This is a genomic window from Micromonospora sp. NPDC051924 (assembly GCF_055586005.1).
In genome coordinates this window covers 121,028-141,713 of the sequence record NZ_JBVJJA010000009.1, presented here as the reverse complement: position 1 = coordinate 141,713, position 20,686 = coordinate 121,028, and the positions used below count along the sequence as shown (strand labels likewise).

At 72.3% G+C, this 20,686-nt stretch carries 17 protein-coding genes, 2 tRNA genes and 2 pseudogenes; 9 read left to right on the top strand and 12 right to left on the bottom strand.

Annotated features, from left to right (window positions below; translation table 11 throughout):
* Positions 1–46: 46 nt before the first annotated feature.
* Complete coding sequence (locus tag ACZ6S5_RS10120) at positions 47–259, bottom strand: zinc ribbon domain-containing protein (protein ID WP_465999644.1); 213 nt, start codon at positions 257–259, stop codon at positions 47–49.
* A gap of 261 nt (positions 260–520) precedes the next feature.
* Between ACZ6S5_RS10120 and ACZ6S5_RS10115 the strand changes: the two genes are divergently transcribed.
* The 3 genes and pseudogenes from ACZ6S5_RS10115 to ACZ6S5_RS10105 all read left to right on the top strand — a co-directional run.
* A complete protein-coding gene (locus ACZ6S5_RS10115) occupies positions 521–865 on the top strand; it encodes a VOC family protein (protein WP_465999643.1) in 345 nt (114 codons plus the stop codon).
* Positions 866–1,450: 585 nt separating this feature from the next.
* Positions 1,451–2,554: a lactonase family protein gene (locus tag ACZ6S5_RS10110; protein WP_465999642.1), complete on the top strand. Its 1,104-nt coding sequence runs from the start codon at positions 1,451–1,453 to the stop codon at positions 2,552–2,554.
* A gap of 443 nt (positions 2,555–2,997) precedes the next feature.
* Positions 2,998–3,177 (top strand): annotated as a pseudogene (locus tag ACZ6S5_RS10105) (IS5/IS1182 family transposase); the annotation flags it as partial.
* Between the two features lie 499 nt (positions 3,178–3,676).
* Here the strand turns inward: ACZ6S5_RS10105 and ACZ6S5_RS10100 are convergent.
* From ACZ6S5_RS10100 to ACZ6S5_RS10070, 7 genes and pseudogenes are all read right to left on the bottom strand, one after another.
* The gene (locus ACZ6S5_RS10100) at positions 3,677–3,934 is read right to left on the bottom strand and encodes a hypothetical protein (RefSeq protein WP_465999641.1); all 258 of its coding nucleotides are present in this window, start codon (positions 3,932–3,934) and stop codon (positions 3,677–3,679) included.
* A gap of 30 nt (positions 3,935–3,964) precedes the next feature.
* A complete protein-coding gene (locus ACZ6S5_RS10095; RefSeq protein ID WP_465999680.1) occupies positions 3,965–6,178 on the bottom strand; it encodes a transglutaminase TgpA family protein in 2,214 nt (737 codons plus the stop codon).
* Positions 6,179–6,288: 110 nt separating this feature from the next.
* On the bottom strand, positions 6,289–7,485 hold the full coding sequence (locus ACZ6S5_RS10090) for a DUF58 domain-containing protein (protein WP_465999640.1): 1,197 nt from the start codon (positions 7,483–7,485) through the stop codon (positions 6,289–6,291).
* A 10-nt stretch (positions 7,486–7,495) separates the two neighbouring features.
* A complete protein-coding gene (locus ACZ6S5_RS10085) occupies positions 7,496–8,491 on the bottom strand; it encodes an AAA family ATPase (RefSeq protein ID WP_465999639.1) in 996 nt (331 codons plus the stop codon).
* Positions 8,492–8,520: 29 nt separating this feature from the next.
* The gene (locus ACZ6S5_RS10080; RefSeq protein WP_465999638.1) at positions 8,521–11,148 is read right to left on the bottom strand and encodes a fibronectin type III domain-containing protein; all 2,628 of its coding nucleotides are present in this window, start codon (positions 11,146–11,148) and stop codon (positions 8,521–8,523) included.
* A 150-nt stretch (positions 11,149–11,298) separates the two neighbouring features.
* Entirely contained in the window at positions 11,299–12,225 is a 927-nt protein-coding gene (locus ACZ6S5_RS10075; RefSeq protein ID WP_465999679.1) for a fibronectin type III domain-containing protein, read from the bottom strand.
* Between the two features lie 1,956 nt (positions 12,226–14,181).
* Positions 14,182–14,493, bottom strand: a pseudogene (locus ACZ6S5_RS10070) (hypothetical protein); the annotation flags it as partial.
* Between the two features lie 94 nt (positions 14,494–14,587).
* Between ACZ6S5_RS10070 and ACZ6S5_RS10065 the strand changes: the two are divergent.
* Positions 14,588–14,671: transfer RNA gene (locus ACZ6S5_RS10065), tRNA-Leu, on the top strand.
* A gap of 247 nt (positions 14,672–14,918) precedes the next feature.
* On the top strand, positions 14,919–16,133 hold the full coding sequence (locus tag ACZ6S5_RS10060) for a tyrosine-type recombinase/integrase (RefSeq protein ID WP_465999637.1): 1,215 nt from the start codon (positions 14,919–14,921) through the stop codon (positions 16,131–16,133).
* 81 nt (positions 16,134–16,214) lie between these two features.
* On the opposite strand, the gene ACZ6S5_RS10055 is transcribed toward ACZ6S5_RS10060, so the two are convergent.
* On the bottom strand, positions 16,215–16,907 hold the full coding sequence (locus tag ACZ6S5_RS10055; protein WP_465999636.1) for an alpha/beta fold hydrolase: 693 nt from the start codon (positions 16,905–16,907) through the stop codon (positions 16,215–16,217).
* A 90-nt stretch (positions 16,908–16,997) separates the two neighbouring features.
* Between ACZ6S5_RS10055 and ACZ6S5_RS10050 the strand changes: the two genes are divergently transcribed.
* Genes ACZ6S5_RS10050 through ACZ6S5_RS10040 form a run of 3 tightly spaced genes read left to right on the top strand, consistent with a single transcriptional unit; the run spans position 16,998 to position 19,015 of the window.
* Positions 16,998–17,690: a hypothetical protein gene (locus tag ACZ6S5_RS10050; RefSeq protein WP_465999635.1), complete on the top strand. Its 693-nt coding sequence runs from the start codon at positions 16,998–17,000 to the stop codon at positions 17,688–17,690.
* Positions 17,691–17,696: 6 nt separating this feature from the next.
* Positions 17,697–18,533 carry an AbiV family abortive infection protein gene (locus tag ACZ6S5_RS10045; protein ID WP_465999634.1) on the top strand — a complete coding sequence of 279 codons (837 nt, stop codon included), beginning with the start codon at positions 17,697–17,699 and terminating at the stop codon, positions 18,531–18,533.
* Positions 18,530–19,015, top strand: coding sequence for a hypothetical protein (locus ACZ6S5_RS10040; protein WP_465999633.1), 486 nt, complete (start codon positions 18,530–18,532; stop codon positions 19,013–19,015). Before ACZ6S5_RS10045 ends, ACZ6S5_RS10040 begins: the two co-directional genes overlap by 4 nt.
* Before the next feature lie 139 nt (positions 19,016–19,154).
* Here ACZ6S5_RS10040 and ACZ6S5_RS10035 read toward each other — a convergent pair whose 3' ends face one another.
* From ACZ6S5_RS10035 to ACZ6S5_RS10025, 3 genes are all read right to left on the bottom strand, one after another.
* Positions 19,155–19,376 (bottom strand): VOC family protein, encoded by a 222-nt coding sequence (locus ACZ6S5_RS10035; protein WP_465999632.1) that lies wholly within the window; start codon positions 19,374–19,376, stop codon positions 19,155–19,157.
* 34 nt (positions 19,377–19,410) lie between these two features.
* On the bottom strand, positions 19,411–20,064 hold the full coding sequence (locus ACZ6S5_RS10030; protein WP_465999631.1) for an HAD family hydrolase: 654 nt from the start codon (positions 20,062–20,064) through the stop codon (positions 19,411–19,413).
* A 174-nt stretch (positions 20,065–20,238) separates the two neighbouring features.
* Positions 20,239–20,469: a helix-turn-helix domain-containing protein gene (locus tag ACZ6S5_RS10025; protein WP_465999630.1), complete on the bottom strand. Its 231-nt coding sequence runs from the start codon at positions 20,467–20,469 to the stop codon at positions 20,239–20,241.
* 123 nt (positions 20,470–20,592) lie between these two features.
* Here ACZ6S5_RS10025 and ACZ6S5_RS10020 point away from each other — a divergent pair.
* Positions 20,593–20,665, top strand: a tRNA-Gly gene (locus ACZ6S5_RS10020).
* Positions 20,666–20,686 lie beyond the last annotated feature (21 nt).

The window sequence follows — 20,686 nt, the reverse complement described above, 5'->3', positions numbered from 1 at the left end:
CGGAACTGCCCCGGACCTGGCCACCTGTCCACCGTCCGGTGTCAGGTCAGCTTCTCGGCCTTGACGGGACCGAGCTTGCAGGTCGTGCTCGGTGCTGCTGGCTGCATCGGAAGGTGTATTGGTTGGGACGGTTGGCCTTGGCGATCTGCCCGCAGGCGGAGCAGCCCTGCGAGGTGTACGCCGGATCGACATGGACGAGCCCCACCCCGGACCGTGTCGCCTGTCGGCGATGAACTGGCCGAGCTGGCGAAACGCCCACGAATGCGGTGTGACCCGCTGGGGCCGTCGGAGCCGTACCCGGTCGCGGATGCCGCCCAGGTTTTGAGGGCGACACCGCGGCCGGCGCGTTCGGCCTCGGTCACGATCTGCTTGGCAATGCGATGGTTCGCATCGGCGGCGAAACGGGCCTCCTTGCGGCGGCGGGCCTTCAGCAGCGGCTAGATGGGGCGGCGCGAGCGGCGGCGGCGGCTTCTAGCGAGATTGGCATTGCCAGGTCGGATCTCAGCATTATGGTCGGTGAGTGATCAATGGTGCTCATGTGATCATCTACAGCCGCGACCCAGAGGCGGACCGCGCCTTCTTCCGGGACACGCTCGGCTACCACCACGTCGATGCCGGCCATGGCTGGCTCATTTTCAAGCTCCCGCCGGCCGAACTTGCCATGCACCCGACCGAGGGCGAGCCGGCCCACGAACTCTTCCTCATGTGCGACGACGTCGCGGAGACGATGGCCGATCTGGTCGCGAAGGGCGTCGAGTTCACGATCCCGGTCACCGAGGAGCGGTGGGGGCTGCGAACCGCGCTGCGACTGCCCAGTGGCGGCGAACTCGGTCTCTACGAACCGCGCCACCCGGTCGCAATCTGACGTGCCGGCTGGGCGGCTCGCCGAGCCCGACGGAAGGGCGGCCCAGGCAGTAAGAAGGCAGCGAAACCCAGAGCAAAGACCGTGGCCAGGTACCACCAGATGGCCGCAACCCTGCGCGTGTTGACAGTCCCCGCCACCCAGCCGGAGCCGTTGGTGCGACCGACCCGGCTCCCACCAGCGGGGGCACCCGACCTGCCGGCCGACGCTCGCGACCTGCGTACCGGACCGTCGGCACCCGCCTCGCCTGAGATCCACACGTTCGGGGCCGGGTCGGTACGTCTACTCGCTTGACCACTCAGGAAGCAGCGGGGAGGCGTCGAACGCGGCACCTGCAGGCGACAGGAACCGCCGCCATTGAAAGGCCACCGGCACCCCTACCAGGTTCTGCGTCCGCATCGCCCCACTAGCAGGATCGCTGTACCCTTCTTCTACTTATGCCCGGTTCGTCATGTTCGGTGGGTCCGAACGGTGAAAGCGTCTCGCACTGGACGTTCTCGACGATCAGCCGGCTCGCCGTGAGGCCATGGCCCGGTGGGCGAGACGGACCCCCACAGACGTGCCACCGAGATAGGAAGGAAGCCGATCTTGATCAGATGGAAGCCTCGCGGCATCGTCGCCGCGCTAGGGGTACTGGCTGCCGCCGCAGCCATCTTCACGCCCGCCAGCGCTAGCGCGTCGCCCAGCGGCGTGGGCGCGGTCTACACGCTCACGAACGCCACCGCGGGCAATGCCGTACTCGCCTACACGCGCTTCGCGGACGGCTCGCTCTCACCGGCTGGATCGTTCCCGACCGGCGGCGCCGGCACCGGTGGAGAGCTTGGATCGCAGAACGCGGTCATCGTCAGCAACAATCACCAGTGGCTGTTCGCGGTCAACGCGGGAAGCAACTCGGTCTCCTCGTTCCGGATCCGCAAGAGCGGCCTCCAGCTCGCCGACACCGCTCCCTCGGGCGGCACGATGCCGATCAGCGTGGCATATCGACACGGCCTGCTCTACGTGCTCAATGCCGGCGTGCCGAACAACGTCACCGGCTTCACCGTCGGCAACGACGGGAACCTGACCCAGATCCCCAACTCGACACGACCGCTCAGCGGGCCCTCCACCAACCCGGCGCAGGTCGGCTTCAGCCGCGACGGAAACACACTGGTCGTCACCGAGAAGGGCACCAACCTGATCGACACCTGGATCGTCAGGAGCGACGGTACCCTGACCGGGCGCGTGCTGAATCCCTCCGCCGGGCCCACCCCGTTCGGGTTCGCGCCCGCCAAGCGGGACACCCTGTTCGTCTCCGACGCAGGGATCCCCAGCGGTGCCGCGTCCTACCACATCAACCCGAACAGCTCGCTCACAACGGTCAGCCCGAACGTTCCGACCGGCCAGAACGCCGGGTGCTGGGCGGTGGTGACCAAGAACGGCCGCTTCGGGTTCGTGACGAACACCGGCAGCGGCACCATCTCCAGCTTCGCGATTGGCCAAGACGGAACACTTACCCTGCTCAACGGCGTGGCGGCCACCACCGGTGGCGCCCCCGCCGACACGGCACTGAGCCACAACAGCCGCTTCCTGTACACCCTCGTGGCAGCCGCTGGCGGCAACTTCATCGCGGGCTTCAGAGTCGAGTCCGACGGTTCTCTGACGCCGCTCGGAACCACCCCGACGAACGGGCGCGTCGGCCTGGCCGCCTACTAGAACCAGCAGGTCGGGCCGGACGCAAAGGAACCGGCCCAAATGCGACCAAGATCCTCAGCCGCACCCGGCAGGTTCAGAAGCGGTTGCATCCGCCGTAGGGACGCGCACGTGCCTTTCCTCCTCGGAACGGGGCTGGTCTAGTCAACCCCCGAACCAGACGTCAAGCACGTGCGCGTCCTAACTAGCTGGCCCAGTCGCCACGTGAGGACGACTCGGGCCCCCGTCGGCCTGGTCGCCGTAGGGCACAAAAGTACGGCGACGCACCCACAGTTGTAGCCCCACATCAGCCGACCGGGGCCCATAAGCTGCCTTGGGACGTCTCGTAACCCGGTGGTTGTCCCATGAGGACGATCATCGAGGATGCCTGGGTGTAGGTGATGTCCGCAGCCCGCCCGGAGCTGATCTTCCCGTTCACCGGTCTGCAGCCGGCCCAGTTTCCGGCGGCCGCCCTGAGCAAGAACTACCGCTACTCCACCAACCTGCAGGTAGCCATCGACGCCAGCACCCGATTGGTCATCGCCGTCGGCGACCCGCAGCCGGGCAACCGCAACGACACCATCGTCTACCGCAGCAGCGGTACCGACCAGAAGCTGGACGGGCGGCCGGTCATGGCCGATGGCGGCACTTGCTCTCCTCCCCGGCATCGCGCGCAGCGGCCAGCTCTGCGCGCGCCTCACGCTCCTGCATCAGCAGGGCGGCGGCTCCGGCAGCGAGCAGGCCGGCGAGCACGCTCCGTGGCGGGACGTGCCACCGCAGTACAGGTCCTGGTCAGCGGTGTATGGCCCGTTCCGCAGGTGGCAGCGCAGCGGGACCCGGCAGCAGGTGCTCACCGTGCTGCAGGCCCTCGCCGACATGCACGGACGGATCACCTGGGACGTGTCCGTGGACTCGACCAGCGCTCCCGGTCCTGGCCGCCATCCGCGTCCCTCGGGTGACCACCGGTCGGCCGGGAACCCGTCCGGACCGGGTCCTGGCCGACAGGGCGTGCACGTCGAAGGAACCGGGCCCAACTGCGCCGGCGGGGGATCGCGGCGACGATCCCCAGCAAGGCGACCAGGACGCCTGGCGGACAAACCATCCGGCAGCGTTGGTCCCTGACGCCCCTGCTACCCGGGTCCCAGTTCAGTTGGCGTCGCCCGGTGGCCCGCCGGCAAAGGTGGACCAGTTCTCGCCCGGGTGGGCGCTGTCGGTACCGGACAGGCCGGGGCCGGCACGGCGGGCGTCCTTGCGGAGCCCACGTGTCGCCTGCCGGGCCGCGGCAAGCTTCTCCTCCCGGGTCAGCTCGCGACCCGAGCGGGTATGCGTGTGCCACCGCCAGCCGGCGGTGACCAGGAGCGCGACGGTGAGGGTGGCGACGACCGCCCAGACGGGTGCGGGCATGCCCCGACGATAGGCGCGGCCCGCAAGCCGTCAGCGGCGCCAGCGCAGCGGCCCCGGGTGCACCGTCCACAGCAGCCGCCGCCACCGCGGGCGCGCGGCGCGCAGCGCGGCGGCGTACCCGGTGGCCAGCGCCGCCGCCCGGTCCGCCTGCGCCGGCGTCGCGGTGCCCGGGGCGAACCCGACCTGGTTGAGCAGCGCGGCCAGCTCGCCGACCTCGCCGCCCGGGACCCCGGCCTCGGTTTCCGCTCCGCTCCCCGGGGCCAGCGCGGCACGGGCGTCGGCCAGGGTACGGCGCGCCTGGGCGGCCACCTCGGCCGCGGCCAGGTCGTCGCCGGCCGGGTGGCCGGACAGCCGCAGCGCGTCGGTCAGCTCCCGCCAGGCGCCGGCGATCCGCCCGCCGGGGTCACCCCGTTCCAGCCGCGCCCGGGTCAGGTTGCGGCGCAGCAGCATCAACGTCAGCAGCGCCAGACCGACCAGCAGCACCAGGCCGCCGACGCCGCCGCCGACCAGCACCGGCGTACCGAGCCCGCGTCGCACGTGCGGTGCGGGTGCGGCCGCCGCGGGGGGCGTCGCGCTGGGCTCCATGGTCGGCTCCGGCACCTCCGACGGGGGCGGGTTGTCCGGCTGCGGGCGGAAGTCCTCCTCCACCGGGCGGGGCTCCTCGTTCGGCCGGGGCATCGGGTCGAACGGGACCCAGCCGAGGCCGTCGAAGAGCACCTCCGGCCAGGCGAACGCGTCCGCGGCCCGGACCGGGCCGTCACCCTTGGGCTCGAAGCCCACCACCACCCGCGTGGGCAGCCCGGCCAGCCGGCCCAGCACCGCGAACGCCGCCGCGAACTGCTCCGACGTGCCCCGCTGCCCGCCGCCGTTGCGCGGTCCGAAGAGGAAGAACGCCAGGTTCGGGTACGCGTGCCCGCTCGGCGCGTCCGCGGTCACCCGGTAGTGCTCGGCGAGGAACTCCTGGATCGCGGTGGCCCGGGCGTACGGCGCGCCGTTCTCCTCGGCGAGCTGGGCGGCCAGCCGGCGCAGCTGCTCGGGCACCCCGTCGGCCACCCGCAGCACCCGGGCGACCGCGTCACCGGCCGGCACGTTCGCCGTGGCGAGCAGATTCGTGTCGGGCTGCTCCCGCACGGAGGTGACCGTGTACCGCAGTCCCGGGGCCAGCCCTTCGGGCCGGATCAGCGTCCCGGTCGCCGGGTCGTACGCCACCCGGGCTCCGGACACCTCGCGCGGGGTCGGCACGGCGGGCAGCAGCCGCCCGGTCAGGTCGGCCACGGTGATCTGCTGGCGGACCGTGTCGGTGCTGACCCCCGGCGCGGGTTCGGTGGCGGGCAGGATCCGCCCGGCGTTGCGGTAGGTGGCGCCGACCCGCCAGGTCACCCCGTCGTAGTCGCTGAGCACGGCCAGCCGGATCCGGGGGGCGTCCGGCGGCGTCCCGCCCGCCTCGGTCCGCACCTCCAGGAGCTGCTGGTCGGGGTTGAGCGCCCAGCCGGAGATCCGGATCAGCGGGTTCTCGTCCAGCGACTCGACCTGCGGCGGCTCGACGTACCGGCGGGGGTCGACCGGGCGGTCGTCCACCTGACCGGCGACGACGGGGGCGAGCAGGGCGGCGAGGGCCACCACCACCGCCACCCCGGCCGCGCGGGCGGCGAGCAGGCGCAGCCGCACCGCCGTGCGGACCGCCGGGGCCAGTCCGGCCGCCGGGTCGGCCGACGCCGGCCGGTCCGGCCGCCCGGACGGCACCGCGAGCCCGGCGGCGGCGACCGCGGCGAACAGCACCGTCGGCCAGATCGCCGGGTCCGCGTTGGGACCGACCACGTAGAGCGCGCCCGCGTACAGCAGCGCCGGCGGCAGGTAGCTCAGCAGCATCCGGCGCGTGCGCAGCGCCACCTCGGCGGCGGTCAGCCCGGTCAACCAGGCGGCGACCAGCGGCACCAGCACGGTGTCCGGTGCCGGCTCGACCGGGATCATCGCGGTGAGCAGCCGGGGGATGGCGTTGCGGGCGGCGTCCGCGGCCACCGCGCCGAGGCCGCCGGGCAGCGTGGCGTGGTCGGCGGCCAGCTTCAGCGACAGCACCGTCCAGCCGGCCAGACCGGCCACCGACAGGGGCGCGACCAGCCAGGACGGCAGTCGCCGGGCGGCGACGCTGACCAGCACCGAGCCGACCGCCGCGCCGACCATCAGGCGGGTCAGCAGCGGGCCGGCGTACACCCGGCCCAGCGCCACGCCGGCCAGCGAGGTCATGACGACCAGCGCGAGCGGCACCGCCAGGACTCGCAGCGCGCGCGTCACCGTGCGCTCCCGTGGCGGCGGCCCGGCCGGCGCGTCCGTGCCGGTCGGTGCCGGTGACAGCGTCACCACCGGCGGATCCCGTCCCACTCGGCGGCGAACTCGGCGCCGTCGGCGGCGTCCACCACCGTCAGGCCCGCCGCACCGACCGGCGTCGGCTCGGCGGCGCCGAACACCCCCACCACCACCGAGGGGTACGGGCCGCGCAGCGCGGTCACGTGCCCCAGGTCGCCCCGGGCGCCCGGCCCGGTGAGGAAGACCAGGGTGTCGCCGAGCCGGTCCTGCCGCAGCCGGCTCATCGCGGTACGCAGCACGTCCTCCCCGCCCTCGGTCAGCTCCACCGCGGCCAGCCGGTCCAGCGGCGCGTTCGACGTCTCCGGCCGGACGCCGCCGGGCCGCGCCGCGCCGCCGTCGCCGGCGGCGTCCTCCTCGGGCGGGGCCACCAGCAGCAGGCTCGCCGGCAGGTCCTCCCGGGCCGCGGCCGCCACCACCGAGGCGGCCGCCTCGCACGCCGACTCGAACGACTCGGCCACCCCGTCCACCCGCTCCGGGTGGGCGGCCGCCCGGTTGTCCAGCACCACCACGAGCCGGGGCAGGCTGGTGTCCACGTTCTCCCGCACCATCAGCTCGCCCACCCGGGCACTGGTGCGCCAGTGCACCCGGCGCAGCTCGTCACCGACCACGTACTCGCGCAACGAGTCGAAGGTGATCGAGCCGTGCGGCACGCTGTCGGTCCGCCCGTCCAGGCTGCGGCCCGCCCCGGTCGGCACCGCCCGCAGCGGGTGGATGCGGGGATGCACCCAGACCGGCACCCGCTCGCCGTACGAGCGGGCCAGCGCGACCAGCCCCAGCGGGTCGCGGCGGGTGACCCGCAGCGGCCCGACCGGCACCACCCCGCGGCGGTGGGTCGGCACGTCGTAGCGGACCGCGGTGTCCCGACCGGGCCGCAGCCGCAGCAGCGGGACCGGGACCAGGCGGGCGCCGCAGCGGTCCTCGGCGACCAGGTTCGCCGCCCGTAGCCGTCCGGTGTTGCGCACGGTCAGCGTCATGGCGGCCGGCTCGCCGCGGGCCACCCGGTCCGGGTCGGCCATCCGCTCGACCGCCAGCCCGGGCCGCCACGCGGCGGTGACCAGGGCATAGCCGAGCGCCACGGCGGCCGCGGCGCCGAGCACGGTCAGCTCCGGGTACGCGTACCGGAAGCCGACGCCGAGCAGCACGACGGCGGCGGCGAGCAGCCCGATGCCCCGGGCGGTGATCCCCACGCCGCTGCCGTCAGCCGTGCACCGGGGCCGGCTGGCCCGACGGCAGCGGCACCGGCACCGTGGCCACCGCCTGGCGCAGCACCTCGGCGGCGGTCACCCCGCGCACCTGCGCGTCCGGGGTGAGCAGCAGCCGGTGCGTGAAGACCGGCTCGGTGAGGGTTTTCAGGTCCTCCGGCATGATCCAGCCCCGCCCGTCGATCAGCGCGTACGCGCAGGCCGCCCGGGTCAGCGCGATGACCCCACGGGGGCTCACCCCGACCCGCACCTGCGGATGGGTGCGGGTGGCCGCGGCCAGCCGCACCGCGTACGCGTACAGCGGCTCGGCGATGTGCACCCGGCGGGCCATCCGCACCATCTCCCCGATGGTGGCGGTGTCGGTGACCGCGCTCAGCGAGTCGGGGGAGCGGACCGTGGCGCCGCGCAGCACCTCCACCTCGACCGCCTCATCCGGGTAGCCGACGGAGAGCTTCACCAGGAACCGGTCGAGCTGGGCCTCCGGCAGCCGGTAGGTGCCGTCCATCTCCACCGGGTTCTGCGTGGCGACCACCAGGAACGGCTGCGGCACCGGGTGCCGTACGCCGTCCACGGTGACGGTCCGCTCCTCCATCACCTCCAGCAGCGCCGACTGGGTCTTCGGCGACGCCCGGTTGATCTCGTCGGCGATGACGATGTTGGCGAAGACCGGGCCCGGGTGGAACTCGAAGCCCCGGGTGGCCTGGTTGAAGATGGTCACCCCGGAGACGTCCGACGGCAGCAGGTCCGGGGTGAACTGGATGCGCCGCCACTGGCCCTTTACGGTCGCCGCGATGGCCCGAGCGAGGGTCGTCTTGCCCACCCCGGGCACGTCTTCGAGCAGGACGTGCCCCTGGGCGAACAGCGCGGTCAGCGCCAGCCGGACCACCTGCGGTTTGCCCAGCACGACCGCGTTGACGTTCTCGGCCAGCCGGGCGGCGAGGGCGGCGAAGCCCTGCACCTCCGGCTGGGTGAGCGGTTCCGGGGTGTTCACGTGCGCGGGTGCTCCTCTGGCAGGCGGGGTCAGCAGGTGGGCAGGAGGTTGATGTTGTCGCCGCCCTCCAGGTTCAGCCAGGCCCACGGGATGTAGTTCCTCCCGGAGTACTCGACCTGCACCCACCAGGTGCTGCGCTTGTCGTTGTTGTAGATGTAGGCGTAGACCTCTTCGCCCTGCTTCTTGCAGTACGCCCGCAGCCGGGTGCCGGGCTTCGCCCAGCCGACCTGCTTCGAGTTGACCTGCTGCGGGATAGAGAAGATCTCGTTGCCGTTGCGGCCGGACACGTCGGCGTCGCAGTACGTCGCCTCCGCCCCGGAGGAGCCGTTGTTGCAGGTGGCGATGCCGTACAGCGGGTCGGTCGACTGGGCGCGGCTGGCGGTGCCCTTGCCGGCGGCGTTGGTCGCGGTGATCGTCACCGTGTACGCCGTGCCCGGCGTCAGGCCGGTCACCCGCAGGCTGGAGCAGCTGCCGCTGACCGTCTTGCCGCCGGTGGCCGCCGAGCAGGTGGCGTTGCCGCCGCCCGCGTCCACGGTGAACGACACGGTCACCGAGGTGGTGTCCGCCGACGAACCGGTCACCGTGACCCGCGGTGCGGCGACCGTACGCGCGGTGGTGCTGGCCTCCGGGCCGGGACCGGCCTCGTTGACCGCCTTCACCTTCACCGTGACGTTCTGCCCGTTGCCGAGGCCGCCGACCGTGGTGCGGGTGTCGGTCACCTCGCTGGTCTTCCCGCCGACGTCCACCAGGTACTTGGTGACCGGCCGGCCGTTCTCCACCGCCGGCGCCCACTGCACCGCCACGGTGCCTGGCTGGTCAGCCACCGTGGACGCCTTCAGCTCCGTCGGCGCGTCGGGTGCGGTGAACGGCACCACCGTGTTGCTCACCGGCGACGCCTTCGAACCGGCGCCCTTGTCGCTCACCGAGATGACCGTGAAGGCGTACTGGGTGCCGTACTCCAGCTGGCCGGCCGGGACCACCAGCTCGGTCTTCGCCGACTCGCCGGCCGGGGCGGTGGCGCCGGCCGAGGTGGCGGTGACCGCGTACTTGGCGATGGTGTTGCCCTGGCCGTTGGCGGCCGGCCACTTCACCAGCACCGTGCCGTCCGGCCGCGCCTCCGCGGTCACGCTGGCCGGCGGGTCCGGCACCTCCGCGGTGGGCACGACCGGGTTGCTCCTGCGGGCCGGCCCGTCGCCCTTGGCGTTGACCGCGTGCACCTCGAACGTGTACGTCTCGCCGTTGGTCAGGCCGGTGATCTCCACCGCGCGCTGGTTCGCGCCCACCTCGCGCCGCTGACCGCCGCCCTCCACCACGTATCTGATGATCGCCGCGCCGTTCGACGCGGCCGGCTGCCAGCTCACCCGCGCCGACGCGTTGCCGGCGGCCGCGGTCACCTTGCGCGGCGCCCCCGGCTTGGCCACCTTCGGCTTCTTCGGCGGGGGCGGCGGCAGCGGCGCCGGCGGCGGGTCACCACCGAGCACGTCGTTGGCGTACTTGTTGACCTCGCGGACCCGGTTCTGGTCGTCGACGACCTGGGCGGTGGACGAGTTCGGCGGGTTGATGAACAGGTGGTTCTCGCGGACCTCCAGCTCCATCGGACCCGGCCGGCCGGACCCCTTGATGGTGTCCACCAGCTGCCCGTTGCCGTCGAACGAGTAGACGGTGCCGGTGTCCTCGTCGGCGACGTAGAACCGGCCCGCCCATGCCACCGCCGGGGTGAGCCGGTCACCCGCGCCGGGCACCGTGAACTGCCGCACGTCGGCGCCGTCGCGCACCACGTGCACCTTCCGCTCGTCGGGCACCGTCACCGGCACCTGCGGCCCGCTGGTGCGCACCGGGAGAGCGCCCGGGGCCGACATGGTGAGGTTGGCCCGCTTCGTCTGGCCGCCCTGCACGGTCACCAGCGAGGCGGAGGTGCGGTCCAGCACCGCGACCCCGTCGTCCAGGGTGGACACCACCAGCTCGTGGCTCGGCTCGGCCACCTCGTACGTCTCGACCTGCTTCGGGCTCAGCCCGGCCGCCGGCGCCTCACCCGGCGTCTTCGGCAGCTCCGCGGCGGTCACCGCCGACACCGTGCCCTCGCTCGGCACCGCGATCCACAACCGGCCCGCCCCGTCGAACGCGCCGCCGGTGATGCCCGGCGGGTAGTGGACCGGCTCGCCGACCGGGGTCAACGCGCGCGGGTCGAGCTGCCGCACGATGCCCTGCACCGCGTCGACCACGAACGCCGAGTCCTCGTGCAACGCCACACTCACCCCGAACCCGGGGGCGGTCGGCGTGGTCGCGGTGATCTGCAGCGTGGCCAGGTCCAGCGAGCTGACCTGCCCGGTGTTCAGGTCCCGCAGGATCAGCAGCCGGTCGGTCTGGGCGACCTGCATCTGGTGCCGGCGCGCCCCCGGCACCTCCATCCGGGTGTCCACCCGCGCGGTGACCCCGTTGACCCGGGCCATCTCGCTGCGGGTGGTGCTCCACAGCCAGGAACTGGCGTCGTAGTTGGCCACCGCGTTGTCTGCGGCGCCCAGCCCGAGCACGGTCAGCCCCATCGCGGCCAGCAGCGCCGCCACGGTGCCGATGGTGACCAGCCCGCCCCGCATTCGCTGGGAACGGGTACGGGGCGCGTCTGCCCCGGTGCTCGTGACGTCCTCGATGGTTGCCACAGCGGGCTGCCTCCCCAGGTCGGTGGGGGAGGCGTCCTCGCGTGGTCGACCCTCCCCAGAGCCGGGAGCCATCATAGGGGCCGGCCGAGGATCGGGTAACCCGTACCGTCACCGCTGTGGACACCCAGCGTGTCGCCGGTGGACGACTGGTCAGTTCGTGGTCGTGCCCCGCTCCCGGTCGGTGCAGACCTGACCCGAGGTGGCGTAGGTGTCCGTCGAGTAGACCGCCAGCACCGTGAAGCAGTAGTCCAACTTCGGACTCAACCCGTTCACCGTGTACGTGGTCGTCCCGGCGTCCACTGTGGCCATGACGCCCAGCTTCTGCCCCGCCCGGCCACCGGCCACCACGAACGGCACCCCGCCGTTGCTCGGGTCCGTCCAGGTCACCGTGATCGTGGTGCTGTCGTCCCGCAGCTTCAGGTCACCCGGCGGCGGGCCGCTCACCTTCGGCTTCACCCCGCCCGTCGCGGGCGGTGGCCCGGGCTGCGGCGCCGCGTCGCGGTTCAGCACCACCGCGCCCACCCCCACCGCCGCCGCCACCGCGACCACCGCCGCGCCGACCGCCACGGCCACCACCGCCCGGTTGCGGCCGCGCGGCTCCGGCTCCGCCTCGGCCACCGGGTACGCGGGCGGCTGGTGGAACGGTGCCGGCACCGCCGGCCACGCCCCCTGCTCCGGGTACACCTGCGGCGTGGGCTGCGCCGACTCGGGGAACTCCAGCAGCTCGTCATAGACCGGCAGCGACCGGGGACGCTCGTCCGCCGGCTCGTCGGCCTTCGGCATGGTCGGGTCGACCGGGCCCCGGTCCGGCTCGGCGCCCTCGTCCGACGGCGGTTCCGGCCGCGGATCGACCGGCCGGTCGGCGACCGGCTGCGACGGCCCGACGCTGCTCCACGGCGGGGCGGTCAACCCCCACGGCGGCACCGGCGACGCGCTCACCGGCGCGGCCGACGGCGGCCCGCTCACCGGATACCCGGGCGCCGGCGGCGCGCTGACCGGCGGCGTCGGCGGACCCGCCACGGGCGGCGCGCTGAACGGCGCCTGGTAGGGCGGTCCGCTCGGTGGCGGAGCGTTCATCGGGGGCGCGCTGAACGGCGCCTGGTAGGGCGGTCCGCTCTGTGGCGGCCCGCTCACCGGGGGCGCGCTGAACGGCCCGCCGCCCGCCGCAGGGGAAGTCACCGGCGGTCCGCTGACCGGTTGTGCAGCCACCGGCGCGCTGACGGGATCCGCACCCGCCGGTGCCCTGCTCACCGGCGCGGCGTTCCCAGGGGCACCGCCGACCCGCGGCGCCTCGCCCGCGTGGCCATCGTGCTCCGGCCCGCGAGCGGGGGGAGCACCGGCGGGTGGGCCACTGACCGGCGCCGCACCGGCCGGCGGACCGCTCACGGGTGGACCACTGACCGGCGCAGTCAGGTCCGCCGGGGTGGCCGAGGTCGGCGACGCGGCGACCCGTTCCATCTCCTCCTGAAGCAGCGGGCCGATCTGCTGGACCTGGATGGTCGGCTTGTCCCAGCCGGGCGCCGGGGCAGCCGGCGCGGACACCACTTCGTCGGACGAGCCGGATCGGCCCGGATCGGCCTGCCGGCCCGACCCGGACGGCGAAAGTTCCGGCCCGTCCACTGGGGCGGGCTCGCCGCCCGTGGCCGGAGACGGCGCGATCGGTCCCGGTCCGGGCGCGGCCGGGGACACCGAGGCCGGCGGTGCAGAGACGGGCGGCGCTGAGACGGGCGCGGCCGAGACGGGCGCGGCCGAGGGCGGCCCGGGGGTCGGTGCCGGGTTCGGGGCCGGCGGTGCCGGGATGACCGGCGGCGGAGGGAGCGTACGGGCGGCCGGCGGGGCGGAGATCGGCGCCGGGGAAGACGACGTGGCCGCGTCGGCCGGCGCGCTGGTGCTCGGTGCCGCCGGAACCGGAATCACGGGTGCCGGCGGCAGCGGAGCGGTCGGACGGGGCGCGGCCGGCGGCGGCGCGGGCGCCGAAGCCGGTGCGGGTGCTCCGGCCCCCAGCGGCGGGAACGTGGCGCCCGGGTGCGGAGCCACCGCCGGCGGCGGAGCCGGCGCGCCAGGCCCGGAGACGGGCTGGGCGGGGGCCAGTCCAGCCGGGCCCGGGACCGTGGGGTGAGGACCGGGAACGGGTGGCGCCGGGTGTGGCGTGCGGGCGCCCGCGGACGGATTGGAGAACGGCGGCGCGACGGGCGGGGCCGGCCTCGCGGCTTGCGCCGGGTCAGCGGGGGCGCTCCGGTACGGCATGGACATCGGCTGGCGCCCAGCGGCGTGCGGCGCGGCGGCGCGCGGTGCGGAGGCCGGCGGCCCGGCGACGGGATGCGACGGCCCGGCAGCGGGATGCGGCGCCGGAACGGCCGGCGGCGCGACCCGCGAGGGCGGGGGAGCGGGCGGCATCGGACCGGAGGCCGGCGGAACGGCGTGCGGGGCCGGGATGACCGGGGGCGGGGGAAGGGGAGGTGCGGCGAAGGTCGCCCCGGGCCCGGGCGGCCCGGGAACGGCGGCCGGCGGCAGCGGGTTCGCCGGCGCGCCGGTCGGGGGCGCCCAGGGGGACCCGTGGCCTGGCACCGGAGCCGGTCCAGCCTGGGGGCCCCACTGCGCGCCGGCCATCGGCGGCCCGGCGTGTGGGGCGTTCGATCCGTGCGGAGCCGGTGGCGCCGGGCGGGGCGGGGTCGGAGCGGCCGGCGCGGGGGGAGCCGTCGGCGGCTGGGGCATGACGGGCATGGAGACCGTCGGGCCGGAGAGGGCGGTGGCGCCGGACTGCGGAGCGGGAGCGGCGGCGGAGCCGCCGAGGTACTGGTGGGCCGTGCGTACCGCGGGGTGATCCGGACCGAGCACCGCGGGCCCGGCGGTGGCCACGCGGTAGTAGTTGCGGCGGGCCTCGTGCCGGTTGCCCAACTCCTCCGCGACTCCCGCCAGGTCGAAGCTGAGCGCGAGCATCAGCGGGTCGGCCTCGCCGCGGCGGCGCTCGCCGGCCGCGTACGTCTCCTCCAGCACCCGCCGGGCGGCGGCCGGGTCGTCGGCTTCCCGGTGCAGCCGGGCCAGCATGTGGCCGGTGGCCAGCACGTCCGGATGGTCCTCCCCGTACGCCGGTCGGGCCGCCGCGATCGCGTCGGTGAGCAGGCGGCGGGCGGTGGCCAGATCGCCCGCGGAGCGCAGGGCGAGGGCCTGGTGTTGTGCGGCGGTCAGGGGGGAGGGGTGTGACACGTGAGCAATGCTGCCCGGAATGGGTGCTCGCACGCTACCCGGGCCGGCGGATCCGGTTCGGCCCGTCACGAAGTGTCTGCCTCCCACCGCTCTGAACTGGGGAAACGTGGGGTGCGGGCGGCGATGTGCATGATCCATCCGGGCCGTGTACAGTAATGCCCCGTGCGGCCCGCCGAGCCGGCCGAACCGGTGAGAAGATCACCTCGGCCGACAGGGTAGGCTGGACGAGCAAGTCCGGGTGGCGGAATGGCAGACGCGCTAGCTTGAGGTGCTAGTGCCCGTATAGGGCGTGGGGGTTCAAGTCCCCCCTCGGACACAAGATCGAACACGCAGGCTTTGGGCCGCTGACCTGGCATTACTCAGGTTGGCGGCCTTCGTCGTTTCCTGGGCTGATGCCGCCGTGGGAACACCGTGGGAACACGGGCCTGGACGAGCCCCGCAGCCGGGGCGATCTTGTGCCGGTCGGGCGAGACGGTTACGGTCCCACTGTTGCGCATACAGGTGCGTCGGCGGCAGAGCCCGCAGGACCCGGGGCGAGGCCGCCGCGTTCACGTGGAGGAACGGTGGCATCAGTCGAGAAGAGGACCACGAAGGACGGCAAGAGCAGCCGGTGGCGGGTGAAGTGGCGCGAGGGCGGCCGCCGCGAGAACCCGTGGAGCAGCCGCACGTTCGAGTACCTGGCCGACGCCAAGCGGTTCAGGACGCTGGTCGAGTCCGCCGGGGAGCGGATGCCGACGCCGGAGCAGCTGGCCGAGGCCGGCTTCGCCGAGCTCCTTCCCGCCGGCGTGGCCGCCCCGGCGCCGGAGCCCGGCGAGCAGCCGCTGACCTTCCGCGCGTACGCGGAGGAGTGGCTGGGCCAGCTGGTGAAGCCGCACCCGGAGACGGTGCGCAAGTACCGGGAGCGCCTGGAGAAGCACGTCTTTCCGCGGGTGGGCGACCGACCGATCGCCGAGATCACCCGGCGGGAGATGCGCGAGTGGCAGCAGGACCTGCGCGACGCCGGGCTGTCGGCGAAGACGATCGCCAACATTCGGGGCGAGAGCGTGGTGCCGATTTTCAAGGCGGCGTGCCGGCCCGGCGAGGACGGCGAGCCCGCCGTGCGGACGTCGAACCCGATGGACGGCCTGGCGCTGCCCGAGGGCCCGCGCGCCGAGCGGGACATCCTGGAGAGCCCGGACGAGGCTCGGCTGTTCCTCGAGGCGGCGTACGCGGTCGACCCGGAGGCGGCGGACCTGCTGCTGTGCAAGCTGTCGACCGGGCTGCGCTGGGGTGAGGTGTCGGCGCTGCCGCCCCGGGCGGTGAGCGTCGCCCGGGGCACGGTGTCCATCGTGCAGGTCCTGAGGAAGGTGAACCGGCGGTGGGTGGTCGAGCCCAAGCCGAAGACGAAGCAGGGTTACCGGGAGGTGCCGCTGCCGGCGTCGGTGATGCGGATGGTCGCCGACCGGGCTGCGAAGCCGCGCGAGTTCGTGTTCGTCGCGCCGCGCGGCAACCACTGGCGGTACGAGGACTTCTACACGGACCGGTGGGTGAAGATCCGCGACCTGGCCCGGGAGAAGGGCCTGCCGCGCCGGATGACCATGCACGGGCTGCGGCACTCGCTGCTGACGCTGCTCGCCACCGAGGGCGTCGATTTGGCCGCGCTGAGGACGATGGCCGGGCACGCGAGCGTGACCACGACCATGAACGTGTACGTGCACGCGACCCGGCGGCACCACGAGCCGGTGCGGCAGATCGTCGGGGGCTTCCTGGGCGTTGATGAGCTGACGGCCGCTCGGTAGGGGTCCCGCACAGCAGCGGGCGGCGAGCCAGCGGGGGGCTCGCCGCCGTGTCGGCTCGGTGTTGGATTCAGCTATCGCTGGCTATGCCCGCAAAGCCGACAGAAGTAGATCTGTGACCATCGCGGGCTGCGTGACCATCGCCAGGTGATCACTGCGCACGCGCCGGACTCGGTATCCACATTGTTCCGCCTGCCCTGCCGTTGGTCGGTACGCAGCGCTTAGCTGGAGGTAGATGTGCCTGGCGGAGTCCCACGCCCCGCCCGGCGTGGGCAGCACCTCGGAGACGACCTTCCACGACAGCTCGGGTAGGCCGTCCAACACCTGGCGCCGCTGATCGGGGTCAGGCAGGACATCGTCGAGGGAGCCGGCGGGGAACCAGGTGTCCCACGTCGGCAGCCGGCCCGACACCGCCATCTCCCGCAGCCACGCGGCCCGCTCGGGCGGCAGTGACCCAATCCAGCTGGTGCCCGGGTGCGGCAGGCGGGCGTCCAGGAAGACGACGTCTAGCCGGCCGCTGCCGACCGCGTCGGCGATGCCGGGCAAGTAAGCGCCCGCGCGGCTGTGGCCGACGATGACGGTGGGCGTACCAGGGGCGACGCTGGCAGCCGTTGCCGCGCAGACCGCCGCATGGAAGGACGGCGCCTCGACCAAAGGGCGAAGGTCCGGTACCGCCACGCGCAACCCCGCAGCTTCGAGGTACGGCCGCAGGGCGTCCCACGTCGCCGAGGTGAGTAGCGGACTGTGGACGAGGAGGATCGTCGGTTCGGCGAGCACAATCCCATCCTGGTACATCCCGGTGGTCGGGCAGGCAACCGAGCGCCTACCTACCGACCAGGGTTGCGGCAGTGGGGCATCATGCCCAGCGTGGAACCGTACCCCGAGGACAGCGACCGAAGGCAAGGGCTCGCGAAGTCCGCCGAGATGGCCATTTCGTTCGTGCCCGTGGCGGGCAGTGTCCTCCAGGTCGCCTTCAACGAGCTCGCTGGCCGGCGCCTTGCCGACCGGCGCACCCGCTGGCTGAACGACCTCGCTGCGAAGGTGCACGAGCTCGAAGATCAGGTCGGTGACTTCGCGAAGCTCACCAGCGAGGACGCGTTCATGGATGCGCTGACCACCGCCGCGCAGATCGCCGACCGCACCTCACGCGCCGAGAAGCTCGAGGTGCTGCGCAACTCGGTCGTCAACTCCGTGATGCCCGACGCGCCGGACATCGACACGCAGCAGCTCTTCTTCGACATGATCGACAGGTTCACCCCGACTCACGTGCGAATGCTTAAGCTGCTCTCCGATCCGCCGGGCTGGTTCGAGCGCCACGGGATCCCTCGGCCGAACATCTCTATGGGCCCCAAGACCGCCATCATTGAAGCCGGTATGCCTGAGCTTGCCGGCCGTCGCGATCTGATCGACCGGTACGCCGGGGCACTTACCACCGCTGGCCTGATCAACCAGTCGCTCACCGGGGCGATGACGGGGACCGGACTGTGGGTGCCGGCGACGACTCCGCTCGGTATCGAGTTCCTAGCGTTCATCGCCGACCCCGAGCGCAAGGGCGATTAGCTGGTCATGCCTGTACGGAAGCTACCGAACCTCTCACCGACCCGGGTGGTCGAACTACAGGACGCTCTCTTGGCCAACGCCGATCGGCTCCTGACCTCCGCACTCGCCGTACTCGACCTTGGCAACGTCGGGCTCGCGCGGTCGCTGGCCATCCTCGCCATGGAGGAATCTGGGAAGGCTATCGCCATCCACGAACGGCGCGTGGAGATGGCCTACGCGCCGGACGGCGAGCCGTTCGTGAACGCCCGACTGGAGAACCTGTGGGCAAGCCACCAAGAGAAGCTGGAACTGGTCCACAGCTTTCTTGCCGAGGAGCGGTACTGGTTCGGCGCTGAGCCCGCAGACCCAGAGAGGAACCTCGCCTACCTGGGAACCATCAAGCGGTGGACTCGGCGGCACGACAAGCTGAAGCAGCGGGGCTTCTACGTAGACATCGACCGAGCGGGGGGTGTACTCGCACCCACGGGCGTCTCCGATCGAGAGCCGCTGGTCGATGTCATCAGTCATGTCCACCAGATCGGCTGGCAACTCCGACTGGGTGAGCACATCGAGGCCAAACAACAGGCTGAAGAAGCGCGAGGCACTCCGCCCAAGACCGAGGCCGAGATCGAGGAAATGCGTGAGATGTTCTCAGGCCTTCCGGGCCCGGCCTTAGACGAGGAGTTCTACAACTCCATGCGGGAGGGACGCGAAGGCCGAAAGTTGAACAACGACGGCTACCGACTCCACTTGCCCGAACCCGGGAGCAGCCCTTTCGAGAACCTGGGCAAGCCGGGCTACGAAGCCGAAACGCGGGAGCTGAGGCGGCTGGCCGAGGAGTTGGACCGGCGGGAGAGCCAATGAGTACGGAAACCCTCGCCATCATTGGGGCCCTGACTGGCGTGGTCGGGGCTCTGACCGGCGTGCTCTCACTGGCCTGGCAGATCCTCGTCCACCGCCGTTCAGGCCGCCTCGTCTCCGTGACGTCGGCGTACATCATGCCGGTCTATGGGCCACCTCACGCCCCCGAGTTTCACGACGACGACCAAGTGGCGATCATCGTCAGCAATCGCGGAGGAGCGCCGGTCACGGTGACGAACTACGGGGTGGCCATGGGCGGCAAGGGCTCCAAGAAGAACCTCTTCGTCACGAACCGGCCCGCCTGGGCCACCAGACTGCCCGCAGCTGTCGCGCCCGGTGGGGAGCCAGCGCAGCTTCTGGTTCCGGTCGCAGACCTCAGGAGGGCTCACCAGGACCACGGCATACCGTTCCGCAAGATGCGCCCGTGGGTCGACGTGGGTGACGGTCGCCGGGTCTACTCCCAAAAGGCGGTCCCGCTGAGGTAGTTCAGGGGCGGGAAGGCATGACGCGATAGCTCGTCGCTCTGTCAGTGGCCGATGTGTGGCGCACAGCTCAGAGAACGCAGAGCGGGCGGCGAGCTAGGTGTTCTGCCGTGTTTCATAAGTCAGTCTTGCTGGTCGGACATCAGTGTAGGCAGAACTCGTTGCCTTCCGGGTCGCGCATGACGTTGGTGATGGGCCCGCGATCACTATGCGTCTCGATCAGCTGTGCGCCGAGTCCTACCAGGCGTTCGACCTCGGCCGTCTTGCGGTCGGCATCGACATGGATGTCAAGATGTACCCGGTTCTTGGCGATCTTGCCTTCGGGGATATACAGGACGAATCGGATATCTTTCCCGAAGTACATAGGGCAACCTTGACGAACAAGAACCGAACCAGCTTCAAATTCCGGCCAACGTCAGCACGTGATCGAATCCGCGATTCTGGGCAGGCGAACTCACCATCGGTAGTACCAGGGCCGGTACCCCGGCGGCCACGGAACCGCCGTCGCCGCTGGGATGGTCGCCCACCATCAGCGTCCGACCTGGCTGTGCCACCAGGACGTCGAGTGCGGTGCGCCAGATCCGTACATCGGGTTTGACGAAGCCGACCTCGTAGGAAAGAACGAATGCATCGATGTAACGGTCAAGCCCGTGCCGGGCAAAGCATTTGCGAATATCCCAGCCGATGTTGCTGACCACGCCAAGGCGAATGTTGCGGGCACGCAGCGCGGCGAGGGTGGATGACGTGTCCGCGTACGGCTCGAGTGCTTCGGCGTGGGTTTCGTTCAGCGCTCGCGCAAACGGCAGGTCCACCCCACGGATTTGCTGCAGCACCGCCAGAATCGCCCGGTCCCACACCTGTGGGTCCAAGTCCCTGGCGATGTGAGCAGGGTCCGTAGCCGTTGTCCGCAACAACTCAGCGAAATCCGCGGCGATGCGCTGCGCCTCACTGGCGGCCACCTCCCGGCCGATCAAGGCCGCCGCGCTGCCAACCCAGCGGTTAGGGTCGCGGGCGAACAGGGTCCAAGCGAAATCGAACAGGACGGTTGTCACGGGTTTCGAAGGCACCAAGTCACCCTAGATCAGCAGGACGATTCCCGTGGGCGTCGAGTCGCCGGCCTCCTAGGACGGTCTAGGGGTGGTGCGGGGGGCCACCGGGTGCCGGCATCTGACCGGCGGAGAACCGATGAGTGCGATGTAGCGATCGCGTGCCGGTGGCCCCCACGATCAGCGCCGGGCCGTGGCGGGTGCCGGCTTGTAGGCGGCGGCCAGGTCCTCGTCGGTGAAGCGGACCTTGCGACCGAGGCGATGGCAGGGGATGCGGCCCTTGGACACCCAGCGCCGGAGGGTGGTTTCCGCGACGCGAAGCTTCGCCGCGGCCTCGGCGTAGGTGTAGTCCCTGGCCACCTCGTCCTCCTCCTGCCCTCCGACGTTGGGTGCGGGGTCACTGTAGACCATTGCGGCCCGATAGATCTACTGTGGGCTACGCCCGGCCACGGCAAGATCGGAAGCCGCCAGCACCTCTCGCCGGCCGCCGGGTGTACGGCTACGATGTGGCACTGCGCGTGCATGGCACGCGGTGCGCTGGAAGTGCTGTTGGCTGGCACGCCGCCGTTCCACGGTGGAGGCCCAGGTTCGAGTCCTGGCCGGCGCTCGACGCCCGGCCACAGGGGAA